Source organism: Marinobacter sp. LV10MA510-1, from assembly GCF_002563885.1.
Classification (GTDB): domain Bacteria; phylum Pseudomonadota; class Gammaproteobacteria; order Pseudomonadales; family Oleiphilaceae; genus Marinobacter.
This window is the reverse complement of sequence record NZ_PDJA01000001.1, coordinates 127937-154165: the sequence shown is the minus strand read 5'-3', so window position 1 is coordinate 154165 and position 26229 is coordinate 127937. Positions and strand designations below refer to the sequence as shown.

Sequence of the window (26229 nt, the reverse complement as noted above, 5' to 3'; positions counted from 1 at the left end):
TGTTAACACTCACTGCTTAACGTGAAGGTAACGGCGCGCTCTACACCTTCGAATGGCCACCAAGTTAAGTGCGATGGCCGTATTTTGGTTGGTGTGGCTTTGATCTTACCCTGATCTGCGGTCAGCTCTCCACAAAAAACCAGTTTACCCAGTTTTGGAAAGAGCGTTGTTATGTGCCTTGCTTCAGACGGGTTGCGGAACACCGACAAACCGTGGCGTATGCACTGATTGCCTGTCGAAGGCTTATTCAGCTCAGCGTGTGTTTGAAAGTCGCTGAGTGCCGGAGGATCTTGCCGGCAAACACGATACACCTCACCAAGCGCCTGCTCAGCATCTGCTGGTGGGCAGCTTTCTGGCCAGTTTTCAGGAAAGCCTGTCATGCCTTTAATGTTCCATTTTAAGTTATATGATTTTAATAAATTGATTGTCGTCGCAAATTGCTTATAACGTCAAGAAACACGAGCCAATCTTGGCGGAAACCCAATTCTCTCAAAAATCCGCTGCGCCGCTACCGAAAGGTAATAATTTCATGATTTTATCTCACGTATAGCCTTACAACTGTAAATCTAAAACAGCCAACCCGCATCACGCCCAGCCAGGGGGACAGATTCTAAATCTGCCCCCCCCTACATCACCGCCAGACCGGGGACGGATTTGAAATCCGTCCCCTATCCTCCGCTCTACAACCGCAAATCCGAAGCACCCAACGCCAACACTCCCTTCAAATCAAACAGCACCCCACCCGGCTGCAGCAGCGCGCGGAAGTCGGTTTCTGAAAGGCAGGTATATTGTTTATGAGCCACCGCAATCACCAATGCGTTATAGGTGCCAGGCTGTGGCTGTTCTACCAACGTCAGGCCAGCAAACAGGGGACGGATTTCAAATCCGTCCCCTATCTTCGTTGTTGGCCCAGCTGTCGGTCACGTCTACCTGGCAGCCGAACTCACCCAGCTCTTTGATCAGGTCCACCACTTTGGTGTTGCGCAGGTCTGGGCAGTTTTCTTTGAAGGTCAGGCCCATGATCAACACGCGGGAGCCGGAGATGGTTTGGCCGTTGCGGATCATGGGGCCCACACCGGGGACAGATTTCAAATCTGTCCCCTATCCTCCATGCCGTCGTTGATGCGGCGCCCGGCCAGGATGATTCCGGGGTGGTAACCCACAGCCTGGACTTTGTGGGTCAGGTAGTAGGGGTCTACCCCAATACAGTGCCCACCCACCAGGCCGGGTTTGAACGGCAGGAAGTTCCACTTGGTGCCAGCGGCGGCCAGTACTTCGTGGGTGTCGATGTTCATGCGCCGGAAAATCATCGCCAGTTCGTTCATCAGCGCGATGTTCACATCCCGCTGGGTGTTTTCAATCACCTTGGCGGCTTCGGCCACGCGAATAGAGCTGCAAACCGGGGACGGATTTGAAATCCGTCCCCTATCACGAGGTCGCCGGCTTTCAACACCTGGCCCACGGTTTCACTGGCTTTGATCAACGGCGTTAAATCCGGGGCTTTGAACTCGTCAATGGGCGTGGGCACGGTGATGATGAACACCGAGCACTCACGCAAGTCTTCCAACTCGGTGGTGAACGATAACTGCGACACCTCCGCCAGTTCTTCGCGGGAAACCTCCTGAGTCACATCCACACCGTCGCGCAGCTTAGAATGGCAGGAGGCCTACTTCTATCAAAATTTATTAGAATTTATCGAACTTCAATGTCCGCTGACAATAGCTGTGGGATCGTAATAAAGTCGGTAACTAATTTATGGCCACTGCCTGGCCGCGTGCAGGACACGCAACACGCGCACCAGATCTCCGGCTAGGTCATAAACCAGGATATAGTTTTGATGCGCAACCAGCTCACGGGTGTCAGTTAAACGACCGGGCCTACCAAGGTTCGGGTGATCGACCAAGCGCGAAGCCTTCTCCGACAACAACTCATCGAGCGTTAAGGCGACGGCGGGATTGTCGGCCTCAATATAATTATAAATATCATCGCGGTCTTTTATCGCCTCTGGCGTCCAGAATAATTCCATCATTTAGATGTTTCAAGCCGACGGCGCGTTGCAGTTCGCCTGGCTGCAAACTTGGCTTCTACCTCGGCGGCGGGAACCAAATTGCCGGTATTGGCTGAATCCAAGCCGACTTGCACTTGGCGACGAAACCAAACGTCATGCGCGACGGCTTCCTCTTGCTGCCGCACAAAATCACGCATAAAGTCGCGCAAGAGCTGGGCTCCGGTACGGTCGCGGGACTTGGCTGCGGTGGAAAACTCTGATTTTAGACCTTCGTCTACTCGGAAGGTAAAAGTTGTTGTTGCTTCATTCATAGCTCATTCCTCGTGTGTTACAAGAAAAGTACATAGTAACACTCAAAGGGCAGCGCTTAAAGCTGCTCATGCGGCATTCATCCTTCGCGTTTCCCAGTGGAACGAGTTACCAACTTTATTACCTTGTTACGGACTTCATTGTGATCCTACAATTGCCCAAACTACGATTTAACGAATCACTCCACCGTAACGCTCTTTAGCCGTCAGCGCGTTCTGAGCCCGGGCCAGCAGCAAAGTGAGTACGAATAGCGCAGACAACTGGGTGGTAAAGGCCTTAGTAGAAGCCACGCCAATACCCGCCAGCACCTCCAAGGTATTAGCAATGGCGCGGGGCTGCTCGAAGATTTCTTTTTGCATGTAATGGTCAAATTGACCCAAGGCCACTTCCGAGGCATCCACCGCAGACCGGGTAAACGCCCTAACAACGGCCCGACCCTGCCTGTCTACCATCTCGACACCGCCTGGCGTAACGCAGGCAACATCACCATTTTCCAGATAGATCAAATCCCGGGTGACCGCTACTAGCGCTGAGGCATCTGAGGCCGCGAAATATCCGCTTTCTCCGCGCCCCAGCATCAGCGGTGAACCTTCCCGCGCCAGAATCATTCTGTCTGGTTCTGAAACCCGAATAACAGCCAAAGCATAAGCCCCTTGCAGGCGGGTAACGGCATGCTGCACCGCCGCAAACACATCGCCGGCGCCTTGGCCAATTTCACCGTCTAGGCAGGCTTGAATCAGGTGCGCAATCGTCTCAGTGTCCGTCTCTGAGCTAAAAATATAACCCAGCGATTCAAGCTGCCGCCGCAGTGCTTCATGGTTCTCGATAATGCCGTTGTGCACAACCGCAAGCCCGCCCGACACGTGAGGGTGAGCGTTACGCTCGGCCGGCGCACCGTGAGTAGCCCAACGCGTATGAGCAATGCCAAGCCCGCCAGACACCACAGCCTTGGCCACCTCCGCCTCAAGGCGCGACACGCGCCCCATGGCGCGTACACGAATGAGACTCTCGTTCACCAACGCCAACCCGGCTGAGTCGTAACCGCGGTATTCCAGAGTTTTCAGGCCATCCAGCAAAAACGGCACCACATCCGCTGTGCTCAGCGCACCCACAATTCCACACATAGCGCAGTATCCTTGAAGATTGTAAGAGTTCCTGGGCTTGGCCCAGAGAGTGAATAACAACAGGGTGCACACGCTCGAATTGAAATCTGTTCCGGTTTATACAAGTAGGGAAAGATTTGAAATCTGCCCCTCTTTGTCACGGCCACACCAGGGCTAAATAGGGGACGGATTTCAAATCCGTCCCCTATCTTGATATCGCCGGCTTTTAATACCTGGCCCACGGTTTCACTGGTTTTGATCAGCGGCGTTAAATCCGGGGTTTTGAACTCGTCAATGGGCGTGGGCACGGTGATGATGAACACCGAGCACTCACGCAAGTCTTCCAACTCAGTGGTGAACGATAACTGCGACACCTCCGCCAGTTCTTCGCGGGAGACCTCCTGAGTCACATCCACACCCTCGCGCAGCTGTTGTACGCGGGTGGTGTGGATATCAAAACCGATCACACGGCGCTTCATTCCCTTACCAGAGGACACTTACTTCCAGTTGGATTAAAGTGTGCGCTGCTTGGCATTTACCGTACTTGCCTTTTTGCTCTAAGCATCCAGCCGCAAGAACTTTTTGGGATGAGCTAAAAACTCTGCAATATCCAACGGCGAAAACGTTTTTTCATTTGCCTCAACCTGGTCAAATGCTCCCGCGCGTAACTTTGCACGCGGAAAAACTAATCTCGGCTCTTCGGCAAAAAATACTCGCGCTACCCACTTGCCCGGAAGCATTCGGCCATTGCCACCGATAAGACCATACCCCAAAAGCGTAATGCCGTTTAAGCCTTCTAATTGGCTGGAATATCCTCTGACGAGCTATAAAACTTCATACTCATCAGCATCCCGACGTAAAGAGGCCCAAACATAGACGCTTGGGCTCTTAGAACTTTTTGACCTTTTTACTCGTTTAAAAGTAGGCCTACCAGCCACCAACACAATTTCATGTGTTACGAATAAGTCATAGCTCTTCAATCGGGAAGCAGAGTATTTCATCAGTTTTCCTTTTTAAAGTAGCAACCGGGGACAGATTTGAAATCCGTCCCCGGTTTGAGCCTCGACACACAGCGTCAAAATACAAAAAACAGCCCGCGGGCTAATTTTTTCGTATCTAGCGATCCATCACTCGGAATCAGTGCTTAACCTGCGAGCGCATATCACTCACTTCAGCCACTGCAAGACCGACAATCTCTGCGATCAATTGATCATTCATTTCTGTCCGGACAATCAACTTATGACCCACTTCCTGCTTGACTGCTTGGACCCCCTCCTGAAAGCCTTTCTGATATCCCAACGGCATCCCTTCTAACCATTCTTTATTAACAAGATTCTCCAAGTTCTCTGCCAACATATCTCTATCCTCCACCAGACTATTTAGCCGCTCTAACCCTACTTCTGCGCCCAAGCGGCTCAAGTGGCGCTTGATCCAGCGGGTGATGATTCTGTCCACCCGCTCTTTGTTCGGATCGGCTTCAATGATCTTAACAACTCGATCCACCGCCTGCTGCAGAGCTTCCCAACTGTGGCCGGCGTTTTCAACACCGAATACGCCACTTAGCAGTGTTTTCTTGTTGATCAATTCTTCATCAGTACAGCGCCCTTCGTCAATCAGATAATAGCGAAGGTGCGGCTGATACGCTCGCAGGAACTCCGGTGGTTCCGGCTGCACCATGTCGTAAATATCTTGACGGGCTGACCAGCGCTGGGAACCGTTGTACAAAACCATCGGAAAAACCGGTGGCAGGCCTTTGCTGGGTAACACCCTTCCAAGTCACCTCCACCGACCAGACAACGTCTTCGAATTTTTCCTCGAACAGCGGCGTAATATAGTTGCCACTGTGGTTCTTGAGCGTACTAAAATTCATCAGCTGCGCAATCTCAGTCGGCGCAAAGCCTTCAACCAACTGCTGGACAAATTCCGGATAGCTGAACAGCTCCTTGTAACCGGTGTCGTGATGATTCGTAGCCATGTGATCTCCTTATCAAGCGGCAATTTACTTTACCACGTCGAGATCTTTCATTGGAGAGGGTGATGGTTTGGGTGTGATGGGTCAGACCGGAGTGGGTAAACCAGGGACGGATTTCAAATCCGTCCCCTATTCTCGTTGTTGGCCAAGCTGTCGGCGACCTTTACCTGGCAGCCGAATTCACCCAGTTCTTTGATCAGGTCTACCACTTTGGTGTTGCGCATGTCGGGACAATTTTCTTTGAAGGTCAGGCCCATTACCAATACGCGGGAGCCGGCGATGGCTTGGCCATTACAGATCATGGCTTTTACAGACTAAAATAAATTTTTCCGATTTAAATAAAAACTAAAACTTATCCTTCGTTTAGAATATTTTGGAGTCGTTTTTTTGATGCAACTAACGAATATTTTTCCAAGTAGGTGTTTCTAGCTTTTTGATCGAAAACCACATCTATGCCGTCGCGCGCCTGTTCGCAAGCACTTATAAAGTCCTCAGGGCTTTTACAAATCCATCCTGCGACATTCGCTGAATCCTCATAGCCTGAAAAAGCATCAGGAGTGCCAACCACTTTTTTACCATGCATCAAAGCTTCTGCTACTTTGGTTTTCATTCCTGAACCATCAAAAATTGGGGCTATAACAAAGCGGGCGCGGTTATACCATGGTGCCAAGTCATCAACTGGCCCGATCACATAGACTTTACCGGGAACCTCTAACTCTGATCTTAGTAGTTCAAAACCTCGACCTACGATATAAATTGGGATATCTATTTTTGGCACAACATTATTAACAAACCACGTAATTCCAACTCTATTTGCGTAAAAAGACCCACCCACAAACAAAGCGAAAATCTCGGCATTATCTTTACTACTAATAGCAACGTCACTTTTCATCTTATCTTCTAGAGCCATTGCTGAAATATGCGTTGCGCCTCGACCATACAATCGCTTTAAAACGCCACTATCGCGACCACTCAAACAAATTCTATTATCACTATAAATTATGGACTTTCTCTCTGTTAGATAATTTGCAACTAAAACAAAAAAAGATTTTACGCTTTTTCTAGAACACAATGCACCCCAAAAAAATCTAGATTCTGCATTGTGAAAAAATACAGTGACTTTTAAATACTGAAATTTTTTCTTTAAAAATCGTGCACATTCACCAAGATTTGAACCATCAATGAATACTTGCTCAACACCTTCATTGATTATGTGATTTTCAATCGACCTAATACTGTCAAAATTAATACCGTCAATATGTCCTCTAAAGGCGCGAAAATAATCCAAAAAAGAGTGTGGCGCCTGCGACTTCAACTCAAAAGTTATTAATCTAGCCCCATAAATATCCAACAAAATAGTGTGATTTAATTTACACAAAAGCTCGCGCCCACCACTAGGATTAGACTCAAGACTATTTGTAATCAGCAGCATTTTATTAATTTTTTTCATGGGGAACCCGTCACCAATTGCACAGCAATACAGCGAAGACCATGGACCTCTTTTCTATATTTCAACGTCATAATTTCTATCTCAAATGTGTTCTTACAAACGCAAATCTGCAGCAGCCAACGCCGACACGCTTTTGGTGGACTAGGGACAGATTTGTAATCTGTCCCTCTACATCACGGCTAAACCGGGGACGGATTTCAAATCCGTCCCCTTCCCTCAGCATCACGCCCAGCATTGAGGACAGATTTCAAATCTGTCCACGCTTTGTCACCCATCTTCCCTACAACCGCAAATCCGAACATCCCAGCGCCAATACGCCCTTCAAGTCAAACAACACCCCACCCGGCTGCAGCAGTGCGCGAAAGTCGGTTTCTGACAGGCAGGTGTATTGCTTATGCGCCACTGCAATCACCAATGCGTTATAGGTACCAGGCTGCGGCTTTTCCACCAAACTCAGCCCATATTCCCGTTCAGCTTCGGCACTGCTGGCCCAGCTGTCGGTGACGTCTACCTTGCAGCCAAACTCACCCAGTTCTTTGATCAGGTCCACCACTTTGGTGTTGCGCAGGTCTGGGCAGTTTTCTTTGAAGGTAAGGCCCATGATCAACACGCGCGAACCAGCGATGGTTTGGCGGTTGCGGATCATGGCTTTGACTAATTCAGCGGCGGAGTAGGCGGCCATGCCGTCGTTGATGCGGCGCCCGGCCAGGATGATTTCGGGGTGGTAACCTACAGCCTGGGCTTTGTGGGTCAGGTAGTAGGGGTCTACCCCAATACAGTGCCCACCCACCAGGCCAGGTTTAAACGGCAGGAAGTTCCACTTGGTGCCGGCGGCGGCCAGTACTTCGTGGGTGTCGATGTTCATGCGCTTGAAGATCATCGCCAGTTCGTTCATCAGCGCGATGTTCACATCCCGCTGGGTGTTTTCAATCACCTTGGCGGCTTCGGCCACGCGAATAGAGCTGGCTTTGAAAGTACCAGCGGTGATCACACCGGCATACAGTTGGTCTACGATGTCGGCAATCTCGGGCGTAGAGCCGGCAGTGACTTTCTTGATGGTGGTTACCCGGTGTTCTTTGTCACCCGGGTTGATGCGCTCCGGGCTGTAACCGGCAAAGAAATCCTTGTTAAATACTAAGCCAGAGACTCGCGCCAGTATCGGCACGCACACTTCTTCTGTTGCACCGGGGTAAACCGTGGATTCGTAAATTACAATGTCGCCGGCTTTTAACACCTGGCCCACGGTTTCACTGGCTTTGATCAGCGGCGTTAAATCCGGGGCTTTGAACTGGTCGATGGGCGTGGGCACGGTGATGATGAACACCGAGCACTCACGCAAGTCTTCCAACTCAGTGGTGAAGGATAACTGCGACACCTCCGCCAGCTCTTCGCTGGAGACTTCCTGGGTAACATCCACCCCGTCGCGCAGCTGCTGTACGCGGGTGGTGTTGATATCAAAACCGATCACCCGGCGCTTCATTCCAAACGCAGCGGCCAACGGCAGACCGACGTAACCCAGGCCAATTACAGCTATGGTTTGCGACATCACACTTCTCCAATTGTTAAAGAACAGGTTCGCCAACGGCGTCCAGGCAGGACACATACGCCCGTATCACAATGGCTTCATCAAACTCGGCTTCCATCAACGCCCGCGCCTTTATTCCGGCCTCGGCTAATTGTTCGCGGGGGCGCTTTACAGCGCTCAACATGTGTTGCGCTAATGAATCAGCGCTGCGCACCTCGCACAGCCAGCCGGTTTCATCGGCGCGTATGGCGTGGCGGCAACCGGGCACGTCCGACACTATCGCCGGGCGGCCCATGGCAGCGGCTTCCAATACCGTGCGCGGCATGCCCTCGCGATAGGACGGCAACACCAACACGTGGGCTTGGCGAATAAACGGCTGTATGTCGTCGGTTTCACCGGCGTATTCCAGCTGACCGGCGTTGACCCAAGCGGTCACTTCGTCTGCGGTAATGGCAGTGCGGTTGGAAATACCCAGCGGGCCCACCAACAGGCAACGAACATCCGGATGAGCCTTGCGCACCTGCGCGGCGGCACTGGCGTATTCACGCACGCCCTTATCACCCAGTAAGCGGGCCACCATCACAAAGGTCAGCGGGCCATCCGGCAGGGGTGAAAACGCAAAGCGGGTTAAATCCATACCAGAACCCGGCAACACGGTGGTTGGCGTGGCCTTTAGCAACCCATGGGCGTGAAACAGGCGGTGGTCTTCCTGATTCTGAAAAAACACCCGCCGGGCACCGCGATTGGCAAAGCCGTAAAGCGCTCGCACCCGACGAAACAGCCAGCTGTCGTGAAGAAACGCTGTGCCCAGGCCCGATACATTGTTGGCGTAAGCAATGCCCAGAGCGCGGCACGCCAAGCCAGAATAGATATTGGCCTTGACGGTGAAATTGAACACAAACGCCGGCTTCATACGGCGCAGCGTCAGCGCTAGCCCAACAAAGCTGCGCCCTTCGCCCAACACGCTGGTGCCTTTGCCGTCCAGATTCAGGTGCTGGTGACGAACCCCCAGCTCATCTTCCAAACGCTGGGAAAACGGATCGGTAGGCGACAGCGCCACCACAGAAAAACCCGCTGCCCGCAACGCACAGAGGGTTCCGCGGCGAAAGTTATATAAATACCAGGAGGTGTTAGACACAAGCACCACTAGGCCCCGGGATGGCTCCGGAGCAGCGTTTAAGTGAGTCATAGAGGTAGGCTTAAAGAGGAAGGAAGAGAAAATATCAGTGCTAAACCGGAGACGTTCAAATCTACACCGGGGACGGATTTTAAATCTGTCCCCACTGGCCAAACCGGGGACGGATTTTAAATCCGTCCCCTTCTCAGCTCATATCAAAATCAGTAAACAGGCTGATCAACTAACCAAATCAGTTGATAAGGAAGCCAATAATGCGCATGAACGGCATAATTTAGCCATACAAACTGCACCAGCCCGTAATAACACACCACACCCAACACAATCATAGAGCGCCAGAAAGCATCGTCGGTAATTTGGTGCAAGCGGGAGAAAACAAACAACTGAACCGGAATCAGATAGAGTGCCACACGGTCCGTTGCGGTTGATGACAGCACTACTAGCGGAATACACACCAGGCACAACACCGAAATCCACCACCACAAGCGCTGTTCTGCCGAGGTTAGCTGCATACGTTTGTTGAACAATATAAACAATAGAGCAGGTACCAAATTCATCAAAACCCGAATCAAACCACCAGAAGATTGGTAATCCGCTTCAACGTAGTTTTCCCAAAGCGCATCCACCGAATCGAACAAAAACAGATAGCCGCCCAACAGCGCCATCAGACTTACCCAGAACGCTGTCCACAGGCGGTTGCCACCGGAAGCCAAAGCCGCCACAGGAATCATCAGCACAGCCGACTTATGAAAAGCGGCTCCAACCAACACCCAAATCAAAAACCAGCGCAGACTTTTATCACCAAGAGCGACCAGCCCCAGCAGCATAAAGCCCAACGCTGTAGCCTGGCGGGTGTACCCCATAGCGACCACCACCAACAAATACGGCACGGCCACCAGAATAGCTAACCAGGGTAAAGGCTGGCGCAGCGAGAAACGGATAACACCAAACATCATTACCGCACCACAAATCAGATTAACCCAGTAAATATTTCCATCAAGGTTCCACACCAGCCAGTTCACCAAGTAATAGCCTGGATCACCTCCTTGGAAAACATCTGAAAAAGACAAGAATGCACTTTTATCAAAGTGGCGTAGATAAGCCCCCCAATCTCCCCCTACCTGAAACCGCAAACCAATCGCCAAGGCAAACACACCACCCACAAACCACAGCACAACGCGCTGGCTTTGCGGGCGAAGCATCGAAGGCGCCAGCATGGCAAAGGCGGGGATTGAAAACAGAATCCAGTAAGGCAACATAATCGATTAATTACTCACGTGATATGCGGCTGTCAGGCCGTTTGCTTCTGACGCTTGGCGAAGGCTTGAATATTGATAATGCTTCGGTGTTTTTTGAAGAAAACCAGGCAAACCGGGGACGGATTTCAAATCCGTCCCCTACCCCCAACGTCTCTGCCAGGCTAGAAGCTGCAACACCGCCCACAGTTGTTGGGCATAATGCCCTTTACCATTCACATGATTTTTCCACATTGCCCCGACAGCTTTAGCATTCAACATAGGCAACTGCGCCAAACTGCTCGGCTGCAACAAATCTTCAGCCCACTCCCGCAAAGGACCACGTAGCCATTCATCCAGCGGAATAGCAAAACCCATCTTGGGACGATCAATCAAGGCTGCAGGAACCTGCTGATACAACGCTTCGCGCAAAGGCCACTTGCCCTGGCCATTTTTGATGCGCAGTGAAGCTGGAATACGCCAAGCTGTGTGAAACACGTTCGGATCCAGAAACGGCACTCGTACTTCAAGCGTACTGGCCATACTGGCGCGGTCTACTTTGACCAGTGCGTCGTCGACCATGAAATTCATGGTATCCATTAACAGCATCCATTCAACCGCGTCAAACTGCTGCAAGGCGGGGTACAAGTTTTCTAACGAGGTGGTGAAAACACCGGCATTAAGAAGATTGCCAGGCTGGCGATTCATCGACGACACGCCGGCAAACAACGCCTGCTGCGACGGGCTTTCCAGTACGGCAGCCAGCTTGTGCAGTTTTTCGCCAAAAGTGCGAATGTGTAATCGCTTCGGCAGCACCCGCTCGGCGGTGTTCATTATGCCGTCGTAAGCGCCCACGGGAACGGATTTTAGTGATACCGCCAGGGTTTTTCTAACCGCCACCGGCAAGCGATTCAGTTTGCTCCAGATGCGCGGCACCCACACGTGGCGGTTATAACCACCAAACAGCTCATCCCCACCATCACCAGACAAAGCCACGGTAACGTGCTGCCGGGTAAGGCTGGCAATCAGGGCGGTGGGTATTTGGCTGGAATCGGCAAAAGGCTCGTCGTACATATCCGCCAGTTGCGGGATGGTGTCCAGCGCCATCTGCGAGGTGGCTTTTAACGTGGTGTGATCGGTACCCAGATGAGCCGCCACCACGGCTGCGTGGCTGGATTCGTCGTAACGGGCGTCGTCAAAGCCCACTGAAAAGGTACGCACCGGTTTGCTGGACTGGGCCTGCATTAATGCCACCACCAGTGAACTGTCTACCCCACCGGATAAAAACGCCCCCAGTGGCACATCCGCCATCATGCGCTGGCCCACCGACGTCATCATGGCTTGGCGGGTTTGCTCCACCGCATCATCCGGGTTTGCAATCGCCGGCTCCTGCTTTGCAGCTAAGGCCGCCGTCACCGGCGACCACCACTGAGTGACCTCCGGCAACTGGCCATTGGCAATGTCACTCTGAGTAAACTGAACGTAGCTGCCCGGCAACAGCTTGTGTATACCTTCATAAATACTGGCCGCACCGCGTACACAGCCAAAGCGCAAGTACTCATCCAGCACATTCTGGTTCAGCGTAGGTTGCCAGTCCGGGTGCGCCGCTAACGCCTTCAGTTCAGAACCAAACACCAACGCGGGCCGTTTGCCCACCAGCCCGTAATACAACGGCTTTTCACCAAACCGATCACGCGCCAGGGTTAAGGTTTTCAGCTGCCGATCCCACAGGGCAATGGCAAACATACCGTTGGCGGCTTCTAGGGTTCGTTCAATACCCCAGGCCGAAAACGCAGCCAACAGAGTTTCCGTATCCGCATGGCCGCGCCAAACCGGGGCAACCGCCAACTGATCAAGCTGTTTACGCAGTTCAAGGTGATTGTAGATCTCGCCGTTGAACGCAATCACAAAACGCTCACAGGCTGAATGCATAGGCTGGTGACCAGCCGCGGACAAATCCACAATGGCGAGGCGGCGATGGCCTAATGCAACACCGGTATGGGGATCAATCCAAGTACCTGAGTCATCTGGGCCGCGGTGAAGTAGTTGATCCGCCATGACTCGCACGACCCCGCCATCAGGTTTACTTAGTCCCCAAAGCCCTGTAATGCCGCACATTAGTTGTCGCCTTCATGGGCATGCTGTAATACCTGGCCGTTATATACAGCAAGGTAATGATCCGCCGTTGATTCAAGAGAAAACTTTTTTATGACTCTTTCGCGAGCATCGAAGCCCAAACGCTTCCTCTCGTTCAGCGGTAAACGCAGAGCTTTCTGCAAAGCTAAACACAGTGAATCGCTATCACGAGGAGGCACAAGATAACCTGCATCTCCAACAACTTCTTTTACACCGCCACAATCGGTGGCCACCACCACACGCTCACACGCCATAGCCTCAGCTACTACCAGCCCAAAGCCTTCCCACGCAGAAGACAATACAAACACATCACAGGCACACATCAAGGCCGCTATGTCGTGCCTTATCCCCAGAAATCTAACACGATCCGCGATATCCAAGGCACGAGCCATTTCCTCAAACTCACTTCGTAATGGCCCATCCCCGATAATAACCAGCTGCGGCAACACTGGTTCACTTTTAAGATCAGCAAAAGCTCTTAACAAATTGGGATAATCCTTCGGCTCCCAAAGCCGTCCAACCGCTAGTAATAGCGGCGTTGAATCATCAACGGCCAAGGTTTTGCGAGATTGTATGCGAGCCGAAGCATTAAACACAAAATTCTGTGTATTAATACCGTTATGAATAGCCAACATTCGCCCTGGCCGAAGTGCACGCTGCTGTTCAAATGCCACTACTGCTTCTTGCGAGACATTTGTAGAGATATCAGCCATTCGATCCGTTAAACGATAGGCTAACATCCGATAACGCCCTTCCTCGTTAGTATTGTGAGCGCTGCAGATCAATCGCTTCATGGGCGTAAATAACCGAAGAATTCTAGTAATAATATTCGTATGTACCAAATGACTATTGACGACGTCTGGCTGCATTTCCCGAATAATAAGCCTTAGTTTTTGAAGGCCTTTAATAAGCGAGAATAAATCTTTCCTTATTTCCAAATTAACCAAACGTACTTGATCATTTTTCGGGGGCAACTCACACTCCCCATTTAAAAAAACCAGCACCACCTGATGGCCAGCACATGAAAACTCATCAGCCAAATTGGTTACCAGCCTTTCCGCCCCACCAACGCCTAAACCTGTAATAATGAGTAGAACTTTCACGGGCCCAACTTTTATTTACATTTAAAAGTTAAAATCAATCAGCTAAAGATTCAGTTTTCTTAAGTGCTGCTCGACAACCGTTTCTTTTTCAAATGGCACTAACGCTTCGCTAAGAACTTCAGGGGATATCGGATTAATTATGGCTTTTTCAATCCCATCGGCAAGCGCATCAGGATCTGACATGGGAACTAAATAGCCATAACGACCATCCCCAAGAATCTCGTTCGGGCCAGTTGGGCAGTCAGTCGCAACAGGTGTACACCCAGCCATCATTGCCTCAATCAAAACATTTGGCATTCCCTCCAAAAGTGAAGAGAGCACAAAGACATCAGCGTGAGCAAAATACTTAAGCGGATTAGCAACATGACCTTCTAGCCGAACATTGTCCTGAAGCCCTAGTTCTTCTATTAAGTCTTCCAACTCAGAACGTTGGGGGCCATCACCAAGCAGAATCAACCGAACTGGCCGTCGTGTTGATAGAATATGAACGGAGCGTATTAAATCGGTAAAACCTTTCCAAGGTCCAAGCTGGCCTGCAGCTACTAGCACGGGCAAAGCGCGATCACTAAACCATGGGTGATCAACAGGCTCGATAATCATTTTCTGAGCCGAAGGAGTCCTCACGATATTATAGATACACTCATGGCGAGCGTTACAAAAAATGGTTCGATACTGTTCGACCATCCCCTTTGAAACACATGTTAGTACGTCCGCACGCCACATTACCGCACGCATAATCTGCTTAAGCAACCAGCGTTTGGTAAAAGGACGATTACTGTAGGTGTCAAAAGGCGTCACTCGTGAAGATGCACTTATCTTTACCTTAGATCGTGCTAGAATTGCGCTGATTAGGACTATCGCATTCAGATGATCCTCAGCCGTAAAAAAACCATCTGGATTTCTTCGTCGAAGATATTTGATAAGTATTGGTAGCAGATCGCGAGCCTGCGGCGTATCAAGCAAAATCGTGTTAACGCCCTCAACTTTCGGCATGGTGTATTCTTCAGACACAAAGCCTACAACCAAATCTACGTCATAACCTCTTTCAGCTAACGCTTTTGCCAATCGTATTTGAGCTAGGGGGACACCGGAAATCGCGTAACGCGCCATCATGACGCAGATTCGTTTAGCTTCATTCATAATAAGTTTTGAATATCCTTATAACAGACTATCGGGCTCGAATTTTTTCTAATAGAATTATTAATACTATGCAGCTTTTTTTAAACGGGTGTTACTTAACGCTCTTACTTTTAATCCGCAGAAAATACTGACGCGCCCATTCAGCAATCAAGTAGCACCGGGGAAAACGAAGAAATACCGTGTCAACACGCCTCAAATACAGTGTAAGTGCTGCCTTTTTATTGATATTCCGTATTTGTAACAAGGGAAAGCACTGGATTTTTCATAGGGTCAGCGCACCATATCGCGTAGGAAACTACGCAACCCGTTAAACTCGGCGTAATCGCGGCGCACTAACATTGCCAGCGCCTGGAGCCTCCGGGCCAGAGCGCCCGATTGGGCCAGATTCTGGCGGGCGCTGAGCGCCCGATGTTCGCGGTCCAACCGAACTAGCGCAGCGGTCACCGACTCTTGATCTTGGCGGCCAAAGCTGGCGGCTGCCACCTCGGACAGGCGCGCCCGCAGGCCCATGTTCAATGCGATGCGGTCGCCGTAATCAGTAGCAGGCCGAGTACGCATCTGCGCCTTCAACACATCCAATGGTCTGATCTTCTTGCTGCTATTTACGACCCACTCAGAGGTGTTCGAGTCGTGTCGACGAATGATTTGAAGGCAGTCATTCGTAACGATTCTGCGGCCCTCAAATAAATTACATAATTTGTGGAGCCAAATGTCGTGCCCAATTACGTCGTCTGGAATCGGTAGCGCAATCAACAAGAATTCGCGGCGCACCACACTCAGTGCACCTGTGATCGTATAGTCCGAGGACCCATAACCTGAGCGAATCTGCCCCATCTTCGTTAAACCTGTCGGGTGACCGGTTTGATTCGTGAGCTGCCCGTCATGTACTAGGACCCAGCATTTGGGCTCTTCGGCAGCTAAAGCGAGAGCACGTTCGATTTTGTTGTTAAACCAAGCATCGTCTTGGTCGGACAGAAAAACTATATCGCTAGAACAAAGTGACAGCGCCTTGGCAAAATTCTGTGTATATCCGAGATTATAATCATTACGGATAACACGCACCGAAAACGGAGCAGTCTTCACGAATTCAGTAATAATGGAAAGGGTATCGTCAGTCGATCCATCATCACAAATGACCACCTCGTCGGGGCGTCGTGTTTGTTTAATATAGCTATCAAATTGTTCTTGAAGGTGAACCTCACCGTTATAGGTCGTGAGAGCGATGGAAACTGTTTCAGATTTCACTGTTTTATATACTCTTTAGAATTAAATTGGCAGAAATTTTTCAGAGCATTAATTCAAAGATTCACCCTAAAACCTATAACCGTCACAATAGTGATGGATAATAATTATTTTGGGACACAAAAATAATTATTATTAATGAGTCAGAATATAGTGTCGCAACATTATCGCATCCACCATTTTTCTTGTTGATATGCTGATAGAGTGTTTAGCGGCTATAGCTGTAGCTGCATTCTCAATTTCTTTTCGCTCTATGTTATTTTCTAAATAATGGTCAAGAGCAGATTGAATACTTACGGTTTGTACATCAACATAATGGGTAGGTGATTTAAATGGGTGACTATCAAAAATAGGCTCTGACAATATCATTCGGCCGAATGATATTGCCTCATAAAATCGAGGAGACTCGAAAACCGATGAAGACTCAGCGTGAAGATTAATTATAATGCGGCTTTCTTTGAATACCTCCTCCTTCTTTGCCCCCCAAAGTTCAGAAGTTTTCGGGAATACCTTGTATTTTTTGCGCAACTGGTCAACTATTTTTGCGCGGCGCCCATCAACTGCCTCCAAATTTCCTATAAATGCCACGTCATAATTATCTCGCCTAACACACTCCTTTGGCGTAAGTCCGCCATGTGGAACATAACAGACAGAATCATGAAAATTTTCTAAAATGTCAACGTTACCACGATGCCACTCAAATATTAAATCAATATTATTTGAATAGTTTCGAAATCGCTTTAACTGATAAGCCGCATATTTATAGGCACCTTGGCTATGCGAGCAAATTTGTTCAGTTTGTATTGCTGCGAGCACATATTTTTTTTGTAAATTTTTAAATGCATCAGCATCAACGGTGTGACCCCCAACAATTAAAACAGCATGAGCAGATTCAATATCGTGTGCATTTTCATGCAATGTCACATCAATCCCAATACTCTTCATCGCACCTAGGACTGTGTTGGCATATTCTTGAAAATATCTTGATTTCGATAAAATTGAGATTTTGAAATTACCTTCGATGCTATCATGATCAAACTTCATAACTTTAGGTTTGTACCGAGAATAACTCTCCATTCTACGAATAGCTTGAATTTGGCGGAAAATACGCGGTTTTGATAATAAAAATGATTTAATTTTTTTCATATAAAAAATTTATCTATTTTAAATAATTTTAAATTTTCAAAGGTTTATCTATCAAAAAATTGACGCATTAATGCTATTTTATTGAACTTTAAAATTAGCAAGAGCAATCTCAAGCAATACTAATTAACACCAATTTTTTCGATCAAAAAATCAATGAAGGCAACCAGAAGACTTCTTCGCTTTGTTCAAGCTCACGAATTAACTAGTCAGCTTACTAGGCAATCACTAACGGCTAATATTGGGAGACAGGCCGTCCATTGTGTTGTAATTATATAGGTGGCTAATTAGCTTCTAAAATAGTTTTCGCCATTGTACATTGCAATAGCATCGTAATTTTTAAAACTTTTCCATTTTTTTTCTCTGAAATCTCGGCAATAATACTTTTTGCTGGGTGAGTCAGCCGAGGGAACTGCTCCCTCAGCTGCTCTCAGAACCCGGCGTGAACATCTCAGCTCACCGGGCTCCCATTGCTCCAACCGAAAATGCCCCACGCCCGCACCAATGTGTGAACATGTTTGGCTGTTTCCGCTTCGGAACGTGTCAACCTCATTTGAACCAACTCTTTGCTCATTAAATTGCTTTCAGTATGGCTCTTGGCAGCGTTGGGAAGTTTACTCCTTGTTCGGCGATAGATGGCTCAGCATCGTCCGGTATTGGGTTAATAGTGACCTCTCGTGGCGGTAGTTTGACGAGTGGCCGTCCTCGGCTGAACCGCTCTGGATGCGCGGCAAAGGCTTCATTCAGAGCCCCTTGACGCACTCGGGCAATGTCTACGTATTGGCCTGTAAACACCTGTGCTGGCGTAAATCCTTCAAGACTGCTGTGGTGGTGGTGGTGGTGGTGCACGTGGTTGTACCACTCCACGTAATCGTTGCACCAGCGCATGGCGTGATCATAATGATCAAAGCGTCGAGGGTAGTCTGGCTGGTACTTGAGTGTTTTAAATTGCGCTTCACTCATTGGGTTATCATTGCTCACGCGAGGCCGACTATGACTGGCGGTTATGGCCAGTTCGGAGAGCAAGTCCAGGTAACAGTGAGCGGTCATGGGCGCACCACGGTCTTGGTGCAGCGTGAGATGGCCAGGCACGATGTCGTAGCGCTGAGCGGCTTCGTCAATCAGTTGCGATGACAGGGCGCTATTTTCCTTGCGGGACAGCATCCAGGCAACAATATAGCGACTGAACAAGTCCATAACCACGTACAGAGACAAGTACTCACCGCGCTTGCGCATCGGTAATTTGGCACACAGGGGGTACATGTCTGGGGGTCCGCCGAGGCGGTCACGCTGGCCGCTTTCGTTCTTGGTAGAACTCGGAGCCGAAATAATGGTGGCATCCACAATGCTGCCTTGGCGCAGCATCAAGCCATTCTTCTCCAAGTGCTTGTTCACCTCTTTAAACAACGCTTTGCCAAGGCCGTGGCGTTCCAGAAAATGCCGGAACTTGAGAATGGTGGTTTCGTCCGGCAGGCGAGTCAGCTTCAGGCCAGCGAAGTGGCGCATGGATTCGATCTCGTACAGCGCATCTTTCATCGCCGGATCCCGATGTGTCGGACCACTAAGCTTGTAAAAGAGTTGCATGCAGTGAACCCGCAACATGGAAGACAACGGGTACGGTGGTCGGCCATTATGGCCCTTGGGATAGTGACGAGCCACCTTATTCTCCATCTGGTTCCAAGAAATCAGCTTATCCATCCGTTCTAGAAAGATCTCGCAGCGTGTCTTGCGCTTCTTATTCTGGTACTCGGCTTCGGAGAAGGTCATCTGGCCCATGGCGGCGGCGAATCCTATGCGGTTGGCGATAGCTGTATTATCGCTAATTCTGAAAAGTTAATCAGACCTTCCATAGCTCTCAGATTAGTATATGTATTTTAGTGTATTAATTCAGAAAGTTACTCCAGCGAACGTATGATTAGCGCTAAATTTTGTGCTGGCTAACTTTTTAGCTTAAAAGTCATTTGGCCTAATTTTAGATGTTATTAATATTTTCATTATTATTTTTGAAAAAGAAAAATAAAACATCTTCCTACAGTCAAAGACTCTTAAAGTAACTTTGGTCTTTGAAATAGTAATGGACCGCTTTCTTTTCTAATTTATCAGAAGTAATCAGCCTACCTATCCAATCTATCCGCATATCTTGAGCATTGTATTTTTATGCGTATTCTCGGTCTCGAAAAAGGTCGGTCGCTCGATGGAAGAAGTGAAATCTATGGCAATAGCACCACTATCATTAATATTAGAAATTTACTGAGTAATCCCCTAATACTATCAAAACCTTCATAATTTTATAAGCATCTTTATCTTCTTAGCCCACCCCAATAACACATAAGCAGGATAAAATAGATTTTTTCCTTGGAAAACCCTTGCCTCTAAGAAAAAGTACCAATTTGCCAGCATTTTCCCTCTATGGCGCTGAACAATAAAGCCAGGATTGTTGCTGGACATCGTTCCAGGCATCAACTTATAGTCGACCGACTTTTTCCAAAGACAATAATTTACACTAAGCTGATCTCTATGGCTATGTGATTTAATATTACTCCACCAGAGATCCATAACTTCTTGTATTGATATTTCACTATGCTTTCTCAGCATAACCCCGGTTTCAACTAACCCATTTTTCTCAGGATAACCATCTTCTAAATACACTTTAACCTGACGTTCAATTATATCATCGTTCTCTTTCAAGCTTCGCCGGCACGCCTCTGCCTCTTCATATACACAACTGCGCACTCTATGTTTCACAAAAATAATAGTATCTTTTTTAACTATACAATTTAAAATATATTTAAGGAATTCAGCCGACAAAACAACACTACCATCGACCCAAATAGAATACTCATAATTACTTAAGTATTTATGAGGATTTATTTTAACATCTCTACACTTTAAGACTGCAGATTTTTCTGCCGAAGGGTTCTTTATAATTTGCCATCCATTTTTATATTTTTTTCTTATCGTATTTGAAAAACATACGTAGTGAAAGTCATTAAAACCGTAAGGTGTTGGACTCAAAGAGTCATATTCGTTTTCTATAGCAGTATAGACTAAAACTTTTCTCATGTGCATTTTCTCATAAGCTGCTAAGACTTTTCTGATTCTTGAATTTTTGTTACAGATTACTTCATCATCCAAGCAAATCTCGAAGCATGGATCGCACTCCGTTAGCACTACGGTAGCCACCTCCAGCCGCAAAACTCACAATAGCAAAAACTCGTTGACGGAATCGCTTTTGACGAAAATTAATACGAGTTTCTATAATGCCAAATGGCTGATTATTCTCTCGCAGCATTTCAGAAAGATCAGGATGAAACTCAAGGGGTGCATTCATTAAGGCGTGCCGAATACCTTGGCTGAGCAATTTCCGCTGTTCCAATTCAAAGAACTCCACTTTATTATCAGTACGAGATAGAAAATTTCTCTTGGCATGAAAAAATGCGTGCCATCGTGTAACTTTGGTAGTTCGGTTTGCAATAAATTGAGACTCATTCGAATCATGTCGGCGATAATATTGAAGCGGCTCGTCGCAAATAAATTTTTTGTTTAATTGATCAGAAAAACCAACAATCCAGTTATCGTGAGCTTTGAAGCCTGGCAAGATAGGCATACAAATATTCAATAACTCTCGCCGAACTGCACAACAACATCCCATAATAAACGCATTATCTGAAAACCCTGCCGAGCGTATCTGTCCAAGTTTAGTTAGACCGACACTTTCTAAATTCTTATCAGTGAGAACTGCATCATTCATCAACACTAGTGCACCAGGGTTCTGATCAGCTAAGCAAACCATGTGTTTGATTTTTTCTGGGAACCACACATCGTCTTGATCACTCAAAAAAACCAGGTCACCTGTGGTTTTCATTAAAGCTACATTAAAGTTTCCGCAATACCCTAGGTTCTTTTCGTTTCTGGAAAAAATTACTTCAAAAGGGGCTGTTTCAGCGAATTTCCGAATAACAGACTCGGTTTCGTCTGCAGAACAATCATCTGTGATGATCACTTCATCTGGCTGGCGAGATTGATCAACGAAGCTCTGAAGTTGCTCAGTAATGTACTGGGCACCGTTATAGGTGGCCATGGCTATGGATATTTTCATAAAATTGCTAGGGTCTGTTGACAATTGATCATAAGCCTTTGAAAGGTAAGAGCAAGCTCGTATGATGAAGTTCCGAAACAACAATCATACGAGCCCGCAATGCCCAGATACATGCTCACAGAGAAGCTGTGGTCCAAGCTAAGAGAAATATTGCTTCAATTCAGTCTGTATAACAAGGCAGGTTTGCGCAATACAGTCGAAGGCATTCTGTTCAGAATGCGGACCGGTGTGCCCTGGAGAGATTTGCCAGGCCACTTCGGAAAATGGAATTCTGTCTACAAAACCTTCAATTACTGGTCGAAAAAAGGCATCTGGAAAAAGCTCTTCAACGTGCTGAAAACAGACTCCGATCTGGAATGGGTCTTCATTGATGGCCGCTATGTAAAAGCGCACCAGCACAGTGCCGGAGCCGCGGGTGGCTACGACAACCAGATAATACGTGACAAGGGAGAAGCCCTCGGAATGAGCGTTATTATTCCCAGAAAGAAAAATTCGATCAAGGGCTACAAGGGACTCGACTGGCCGTTGTACAAGCTCAGACATCTGGTGGGAAACGCGTTTGCCAGACTCAAGCATTATCGGGCCGTCGCCACCCGATATGACAAACTGACTCGTCATTATGAGAGCATCGTGTCATTGGCTTGCGCATTTCTCTGGCTGCCGATGTGAATTATCAACAGACTCTAGTGCTCTAATTCAAAATAAAAAAAATTCTAAAAAACAATTATTCTTAGATAAATCTATTCGATATACATATTAGGACATCTTTTAATTTGGATAATGTTCTCTAGTTATTACTAAAAAATTTTTTACTGATTCAACTCCTGCGCTATCCATCGTAATTAAAGAATCTAAAAGTTTTTTTCTTGTATCAAGTGCCCATTTCAAATCTTCCCAACCATATGCAACGCCATAGGTAAGATCAACTTCAGGCCGCCAATCATATTTAGAAAGCCCTTCCTGAGGAACAACAATCGGAATGCACCCACACATTACCGCATACCTGCAATACATCGTGTATAAATCATAACAAATAAAGTATTTTGTGCTGTTAAAAAAAATTGCCAATTCTTTGTGAGACAGCCCATCTACTTTTTCCGCATCACAATCATGATAATTTAATTTTCTATTTTTACCTTTACGAACCATATAACATTGACCAATGCGCTCACCATAATTAACGTTCTGGTATACGCTAGACATCAGCTCAAAAACTTTTAAATGCCTTTCTTCATGGGGGTTTAATTTCCAATCATTAAAATGCTTGTTATAATAAAAAAACAAATCGCTCTGACCAAACTCTTTAGTCGCGTTTATTACGCCAGGGCTATTTAAAAGCCACCGAATAACTCGACCAGCGCCTAACGGGTTCCCTGCAACAATTTCTGGATAGATAACTATTGAGTCTTTTATATCGAAACTACTCGCTAGCTCTAATTTATAAGGAGATCTAATATCTCTTCTTTTAAAAATATTACCAGCTGTGAACTTAATCCACTTGGCTAGCCTAAACCACCCCTGAAAACTTTTGAGCTCAATCAAAGCCGGCTTTGTATGCGGCCAAATTTTTGCGCTGTATCCTAACTCGCATAACAGGCTTGCCAATTTATGCAAGACAATTATCCCACCACTATTTTCTCTATAGGTTGGAGTCCAAATAATAAATTTCATTTACTGCCTATAGTGGTTAGTACAACGGAAATTCTGTTAATACCTGACATTTCCCCTGCCAATCACGCTTGAACGCCAACACGCCGTCATCATAAAGGAAGGTGGCGCCCCTAGAAGGTCGTCCAACACCATGATTTGGCTGGTCTGTGGGCGGATCAGTTGCAGTGCTTGACGAAAATTACGGTCATCTACCCAAATAAGTTCGGCGTTGGGTGTTTGAATTTGCAGCTGCAAGGCAATTTGCCGTGCGGTGGTGATTTTGACTAAGCTTAGATTGCCCGCAATCGAGCAGCAGTGGTATTTAACCAGTTGCTCAACAATGGTTGGTTTGGCGTTGGACGCTACGTAGGTTTTCGCCTCTGCCAACAACCGCTCGTGCACCACGCCGGAACGGGCGTAATGGGCTTGGTTCAGGCTGCTCAATGCTATGCAGCCACAAGCGGTGATGTTTGCGGTATATCACCGGGTACTGATCGAGCAAGGCGTCTAGGTCATCCGCGCCGTATATATCAGCGGTGGCGCACATAAATGGCTGCATGGCCTGCAAAGTGGTGTCTTTGTTACCGGGTGTGAGTGAGCAGGCGGTCACCAGAAAGTACCGTTTGGGAGGCACTTTTATCACCTGCATTTTATGCTACTCTTTTGGTAATACCCGCAGCAGCGCGTCGACGTCTTTGTAGCGTTTTTCCTGGCCTATCCAAACATCGCCCTCTGCGGTTATATGCTTGCAATCAATGCCGCCATCTTGCCCTTCGCCATAATGCTCGAACGCAACCTAATGCGCTGCCGGAAGTATGTCGGCTGCGAGTTTTTCGAAATCTGAGGGTGAGAGGAACGCATAGTTATAGGGCATTAGCGGAGCATTTTAAAAATCTTCAACATTTTTCAGATGTTTAACCACTTTGTCTACCCCGGCATTTTCAGCGTCTGGCAAGGCTTCACTCAATTTGCTTATACTTGGACGAGCTTTTTAGTATGCTTTTACTGAGCTAGCCTTCACCAGTGCATGCCTAAATTGCGTTCACCGATTTTATTCTTGGTGATGGCGACGAACTCTATACGATTGTTGATGTATCACTGATTTAAAAAAGCTATTCAGAAATTTCCGAAATCAGTAATACAGTAAATTACAAACTACCAACAACTAAATAACACCAACTGTATAGACTTTTTAAAATCACTCAGAAATAAACTCAACAATCTTCTCAGGCGTATCCAATATCTCTGCCTGATCATCATTAATAGTAATACCCGCGGCCTCACCCACATCCATAATCACCAGCATCACATCAAGTGAATCCACACCAAGGTCTACAAGTGTTTTGTCCAACTTATCGTCAGACATTTCCAGCCCATCAACGTTTTTTTCCAGCATGGACGTAACAATCTTTACAGCTTCTTCGCGATTCATAGTTTTTCCTTTTAACCTTTACTTAACCTGTGTGTAAATTGCAGTCGCCCAAGACAACCCAACGCCAAACCCCGACATAAGAATCGTTTTTGGATTTCCATTAAGTTCTTTTTCTAGCAGCAAAGGGATCGAAGACGATATAGTATTTCCTGTGCTAGACAATCTTATGGGCGCTTTTTCGGCCGGTATACCCGCCCGCTTGATAACATTTTCCAGCATAAAACGGCTGCCTTGGTGAAGCAGGAAGATATCCACGCTGTCCATTGTCAGCTCCGCATTCTCCAAAACGTGCTTGATCTGTTTGGGCACGTCTTGCAATGCGAAGTTGAAAACAGCCCTGCCATTCATTTCCAATAGATTATCGTTTTTTTGAAGTGCCGCGCTACCCGCCCCTTTTGTTGCGAATTTAGCGCTGGCCAAAGTATAGCGGGGCGTATCACTAATGAGCGTTACAGAGCCGGCGTCGCCAAATAACAGGCAGGTGTTCTTGTCTTCCGGGTTCAAAATTTTAGAGTAAGGATCACAGGTAAACAGCAGCCCCTTTTTCATGCCGTTCGCAGCCATGAAGGACTGAATGACACTCAAACCATACACGTAACCGGAACAACCTAGGCCGATGTCAAAGCAGGCACAGTCTTCTGATAAACCCAGTTCAGCATGGACCAGGGCCGAATTGTGAGGCAAACCGCCTTTGTCTGGGTTCTGGGTACACAGAACCACGCATTCAATTTCGGCTGGATCAACGCTTTCTTTCTCACACAAATTTTTGAACGCGGATACACTTGCGCTAACGACAGAGTCCTCCGCCTCAAATCTCGGCAGCGAGGAAACACCGATTTTCTGTTCCACAAACTCCCTGTCTGTCTCAAACCGATCCGCCTGTTCCAGATTGTCAACGCGCCCTTTCGGAAGGTAACTGGCGATAGACTGAATCCCTAGCATAGCTTGCCTCTTAGTCACTGTGTTTGTCATGAGAAGTACATATCCCCGATCTTCTCACCATTGACCAGCACGTCACTGCAGGTCAGACGTGTACCCACCTGCTTCGTGATTCGAAGCTTTACCTTATTAAGGGCTGGAATGGGAAACTGACCATCGTATCGGGAAAAAACCCACTTTTTTGAGTCATCAATACAGGCTTGGTGCATTTTCTTACAAAGCGATACCAGCAGTTCGATTCGGTCGTGATGGTGGGGGTTTTCTTGCACGATGCTCTTTTCACCCAGAACCGCCCCCCGGCACACCTCTAGCTCGTTAAACGCTTGCCGATCCGCTATCGCTGTTTCCACTGCTTCATTGATGCACAGCGCAAAAGCTTTGCCACCTTCGCCGGATATTTTTGCAACGATTGAATCTTCCGCACTGGGCGATCGCTGTTCCAACACACAGACCGGGTTGTGAATCATGTGTTTAAAAGAAACATTGATTCTGCCCTCAGTTAGGCCTCGTTCGCCTGCCGCCTGCACCAATGCATTAAACAAGCTGGTTCCGTGGACATAATTTCGACTGCCTTTGAATACACACTTCAAAATTTCAGACATGACTCA

The 26229-nt window shown here is 47.7% G+C and carries 31 protein-coding genes; 1 reads left to right on the top strand and 30 read right to left on the bottom strand.

What is annotated here, in order from left to right:
- Window positions 1-2: 2 nt before the first annotated feature.
- The 25 genes from ATI45_RS00710 to ATI45_RS00610 form a co-directional block, all read right to left on the bottom strand.
- On the bottom strand, window positions 3-380 hold the full coding sequence (locus ATI45_RS00710) for a hypothetical protein (protein WP_098417850.1): 378 nt from the start codon (window positions 378-380) through the stop codon (window positions 3-5).
- Window positions 381-680: 300 nt separating this feature from the next.
- Complete coding sequence (locus ATI45_RS23105; RefSeq protein ID WP_323807621.1) at window positions 681-851, bottom strand: hypothetical protein; 171 nt, start codon at window positions 849-851, stop codon at window positions 681-683.
- A gap of 28 nt (window positions 852-879) precedes the next feature.
- Window positions 880-1065 carry a UDP binding domain-containing protein gene (locus tag ATI45_RS23100; RefSeq protein WP_323807620.1) on the bottom strand — a complete coding sequence of 62 codons (186 nt, stop codon included), beginning with the start codon at window positions 1063-1065 and terminating at the stop codon, window positions 880-882.
- 23 nt (window positions 1066-1088) lie between these two features.
- Window positions 1089-1382: a hypothetical protein gene (locus ATI45_RS23095; RefSeq protein WP_323807619.1), complete on the bottom strand. Its 294-nt coding sequence runs from the start codon at window positions 1380-1382 to the stop codon at window positions 1089-1091.
- The gene (locus tag ATI45_RS23090; RefSeq protein ID WP_323807618.1) at window positions 1361-1630 is read right to left on the bottom strand and encodes a hypothetical protein; all 270 of its coding nucleotides are present in this window, start codon (window positions 1628-1630) and stop codon (window positions 1361-1363) included. The genes ATI45_RS23095 and ATI45_RS23090 overlap by 22 nt, the downstream gene beginning before the upstream one ends.
- A 123-nt stretch (window positions 1631-1753) precedes the next feature.
- Complete coding sequence (locus ATI45_RS00700; protein WP_218926098.1) at window positions 1754-2029, bottom strand: type II toxin-antitoxin system RelE/ParE family toxin; 276 nt, start codon at window positions 2027-2029, stop codon at window positions 1754-1756.
- On the bottom strand, window positions 2026-2319 hold the full coding sequence (locus ATI45_RS00695; protein ID WP_098417849.1) for a CopG family ribbon-helix-helix protein: 294 nt from the start codon (window positions 2317-2319) through the stop codon (window positions 2026-2028). The genes ATI45_RS00700 and ATI45_RS00695 overlap by 4 nt, the downstream gene beginning before the upstream one ends.
- A 168-nt stretch (window positions 2320-2487) precedes the next feature.
- Window positions 2488-3441 (bottom strand): hypothetical protein, encoded by a 954-nt coding sequence (locus ATI45_RS00690; protein ID WP_098417848.1) that lies wholly within the window; start codon window positions 3439-3441, stop codon window positions 2488-2490.
- Window positions 3417-3899 carry a hypothetical protein gene (locus ATI45_RS23085; protein ID WP_098417847.1) on the bottom strand — a complete coding sequence of 161 codons (483 nt, stop codon included), beginning with the start codon at window positions 3897-3899 and terminating at the stop codon, window positions 3417-3419. Before ATI45_RS23085 ends, ATI45_RS00690 begins: the two co-directional genes overlap by 25 nt.
- Window positions 3900-3977: 78 nt before the next feature.
- Complete coding sequence (locus tag ATI45_RS00680; protein WP_098417846.1) at window positions 3978-4160, bottom strand: hypothetical protein; 183 nt, start codon at window positions 4158-4160, stop codon at window positions 3978-3980.
- Between the two features lie 397 nt (window positions 4161-4557).
- Window positions 4558-5145, bottom strand: a complete 588-nt coding sequence (locus ATI45_RS00675) for a hypothetical protein (protein ID WP_267284070.1) — start codon at window positions 5143-5145, stop codon at window positions 4558-4560.
- Window positions 5030-5395: an Rpn family recombination-promoting nuclease/putative transposase gene (locus tag ATI45_RS22955; protein ID WP_267284047.1), complete on the bottom strand. Its 366-nt coding sequence runs from the start codon at window positions 5393-5395 to the stop codon at window positions 5030-5032. Before ATI45_RS22955 ends, ATI45_RS00675 begins: the two co-directional genes overlap by 116 nt.
- Before the next feature lie 113 nt (window positions 5396-5508).
- Window positions 5509-5694: a UDP binding domain-containing protein gene (locus ATI45_RS00670; RefSeq protein ID WP_098417845.1), complete on the bottom strand. Its 186-nt coding sequence runs from the start codon at window positions 5692-5694 to the stop codon at window positions 5509-5511.
- Window positions 5695-5744: 50 nt separating this feature from the next.
- Window positions 5745-6842: a glycosyltransferase gene (locus tag ATI45_RS00665; RefSeq protein ID WP_098417844.1), complete on the bottom strand. Its 1098-nt coding sequence runs from the start codon at window positions 6840-6842 to the stop codon at window positions 5745-5747.
- Between the two features lie 280 nt (window positions 6843-7122).
- Window positions 7123-8388 carry a Vi polysaccharide biosynthesis UDP-N-acetylglucosamine C-6 dehydrogenase TviB gene (tviB, locus tag ATI45_RS00660; RefSeq protein ID WP_098417843.1) on the bottom strand — a complete coding sequence of 422 codons (1266 nt, stop codon included), beginning with the start codon at window positions 8386-8388 and terminating at the stop codon, window positions 7123-7125.
- Window positions 8389-8404: 16 nt separating this feature from the next.
- Complete coding sequence (locus tag ATI45_RS00655; RefSeq protein ID WP_098417842.1) at window positions 8405-9556, bottom strand: glycosyltransferase family 4 protein; 1152 nt, start codon at window positions 9554-9556, stop codon at window positions 8405-8407.
- A gap of 149 nt (window positions 9557-9705) precedes the next feature.
- A complete protein-coding gene (locus ATI45_RS00650) occupies window positions 9706-10704 on the bottom strand; it encodes an EpsG family protein (RefSeq protein WP_228735898.1) in 999 nt (332 codons plus the stop codon).
- A gap of 195 nt (window positions 10705-10899) precedes the next feature.
- Entirely contained in the window at window positions 10900-12855 is a 1956-nt protein-coding gene (gene asnB / locus ATI45_RS00645) for an asparagine synthase (glutamine-hydrolyzing) (RefSeq protein ID WP_098417840.1), read from the bottom strand.
- A complete protein-coding gene (locus tag ATI45_RS00640) occupies window positions 12855-13976 on the bottom strand; it encodes a glycosyltransferase (RefSeq protein WP_098417839.1) in 1122 nt (373 codons plus the stop codon). The genes asnB and ATI45_RS00640 overlap by 1 nt, the downstream gene beginning before the upstream one ends.
- Before the next feature lie 42 nt (window positions 13977-14018).
- Window positions 14019-15116 (bottom strand): glycosyltransferase, encoded by a 1098-nt coding sequence (locus ATI45_RS00635; RefSeq protein WP_098417838.1) that lies wholly within the window; start codon window positions 15114-15116, stop codon window positions 14019-14021.
- A 270-nt stretch (window positions 15117-15386) separates the two neighbouring features.
- A complete protein-coding gene (locus tag ATI45_RS00630; RefSeq protein ID WP_098417837.1) occupies window positions 15387-16361 on the bottom strand; it encodes a glycosyltransferase in 975 nt (324 codons plus the stop codon).
- A gap of 132 nt (window positions 16362-16493) precedes the next feature.
- Complete coding sequence (locus ATI45_RS00625; RefSeq protein ID WP_143751114.1) at window positions 16494-17504, bottom strand: hypothetical protein; 1011 nt, start codon at window positions 17502-17504, stop codon at window positions 16494-16496.
- A gap of 570 nt (window positions 17505-18074) precedes the next feature.
- Window positions 18075-19277 carry a transposase gene (locus tag ATI45_RS22130; RefSeq protein ID WP_179888371.1) on the bottom strand — a complete coding sequence of 401 codons (1203 nt, stop codon included), beginning with the start codon at window positions 19275-19277 and terminating at the stop codon, window positions 18075-18077.
- A 504-nt stretch (window positions 19278-19781) separates the two neighbouring features.
- The gene (locus ATI45_RS00615) at window positions 19782-20636 is read right to left on the bottom strand and encodes a glycosyltransferase domain-containing protein (RefSeq protein WP_098417835.1); all 855 of its coding nucleotides are present in this window, start codon (window positions 20634-20636) and stop codon (window positions 19782-19784) included.
- Entirely contained in the window at window positions 20629-21600 is a 972-nt protein-coding gene (locus tag ATI45_RS00610) for a glycosyltransferase (protein ID WP_218926097.1), read from the bottom strand. The genes ATI45_RS00615 and ATI45_RS00610 overlap by 8 nt, the downstream gene beginning before the upstream one ends.
- Before the next feature lie 99 nt (window positions 21601-21699).
- Between ATI45_RS00610 and ATI45_RS00605 the strand changes: the two genes are divergently transcribed.
- The gene (locus ATI45_RS00605) at window positions 21700-22269 is read left to right on the top strand and encodes a transposase (protein ID WP_098417834.1); all 570 of its coding nucleotides are present in this window, start codon (window positions 21700-21702) and stop codon (window positions 22267-22269) included.
- A gap of 99 nt (window positions 22270-22368) precedes the next feature.
- Here the strand turns inward: ATI45_RS00605 and ATI45_RS00600 are convergent, their stop codons facing one another.
- The 5 genes from ATI45_RS00600 to ATI45_RS00580 form a co-directional block, all read right to left on the bottom strand.
- A complete protein-coding gene (locus tag ATI45_RS00600; protein ID WP_098417833.1) occupies window positions 22369-23271 on the bottom strand; it encodes a hypothetical protein in 903 nt (300 codons plus the stop codon).
- A 36-nt stretch (window positions 23272-23307) separates the two neighbouring features.
- Window positions 23308-23694, bottom strand: coding sequence for a hypothetical protein (locus ATI45_RS00595; RefSeq protein ID WP_098417832.1), 387 nt, complete (start codon window positions 23692-23694; stop codon window positions 23308-23310).
- A 754-nt stretch (window positions 23695-24448) separates the two neighbouring features.
- Complete coding sequence (locus ATI45_RS00590) at window positions 24449-24682, bottom strand: phosphopantetheine-binding protein (RefSeq protein ID WP_098417831.1); 234 nt, start codon at window positions 24680-24682, stop codon at window positions 24449-24451.
- Between the two features lie 18 nt (window positions 24683-24700).
- Window positions 24701-25624 carry a ketoacyl-ACP synthase III gene (locus ATI45_RS00585; protein WP_179888370.1) on the bottom strand — a complete coding sequence of 308 codons (924 nt, stop codon included), beginning with the start codon at window positions 25622-25624 and terminating at the stop codon, window positions 24701-24703.
- 26 nt (window positions 25625-25650) lie between these two features.
- Complete coding sequence (locus tag ATI45_RS00580; protein ID WP_143751113.1) at window positions 25651-26223, bottom strand: hypothetical protein; 573 nt, start codon at window positions 26221-26223, stop codon at window positions 25651-25653.
- Window positions 26224-26229 lie beyond the last annotated feature (6 nt).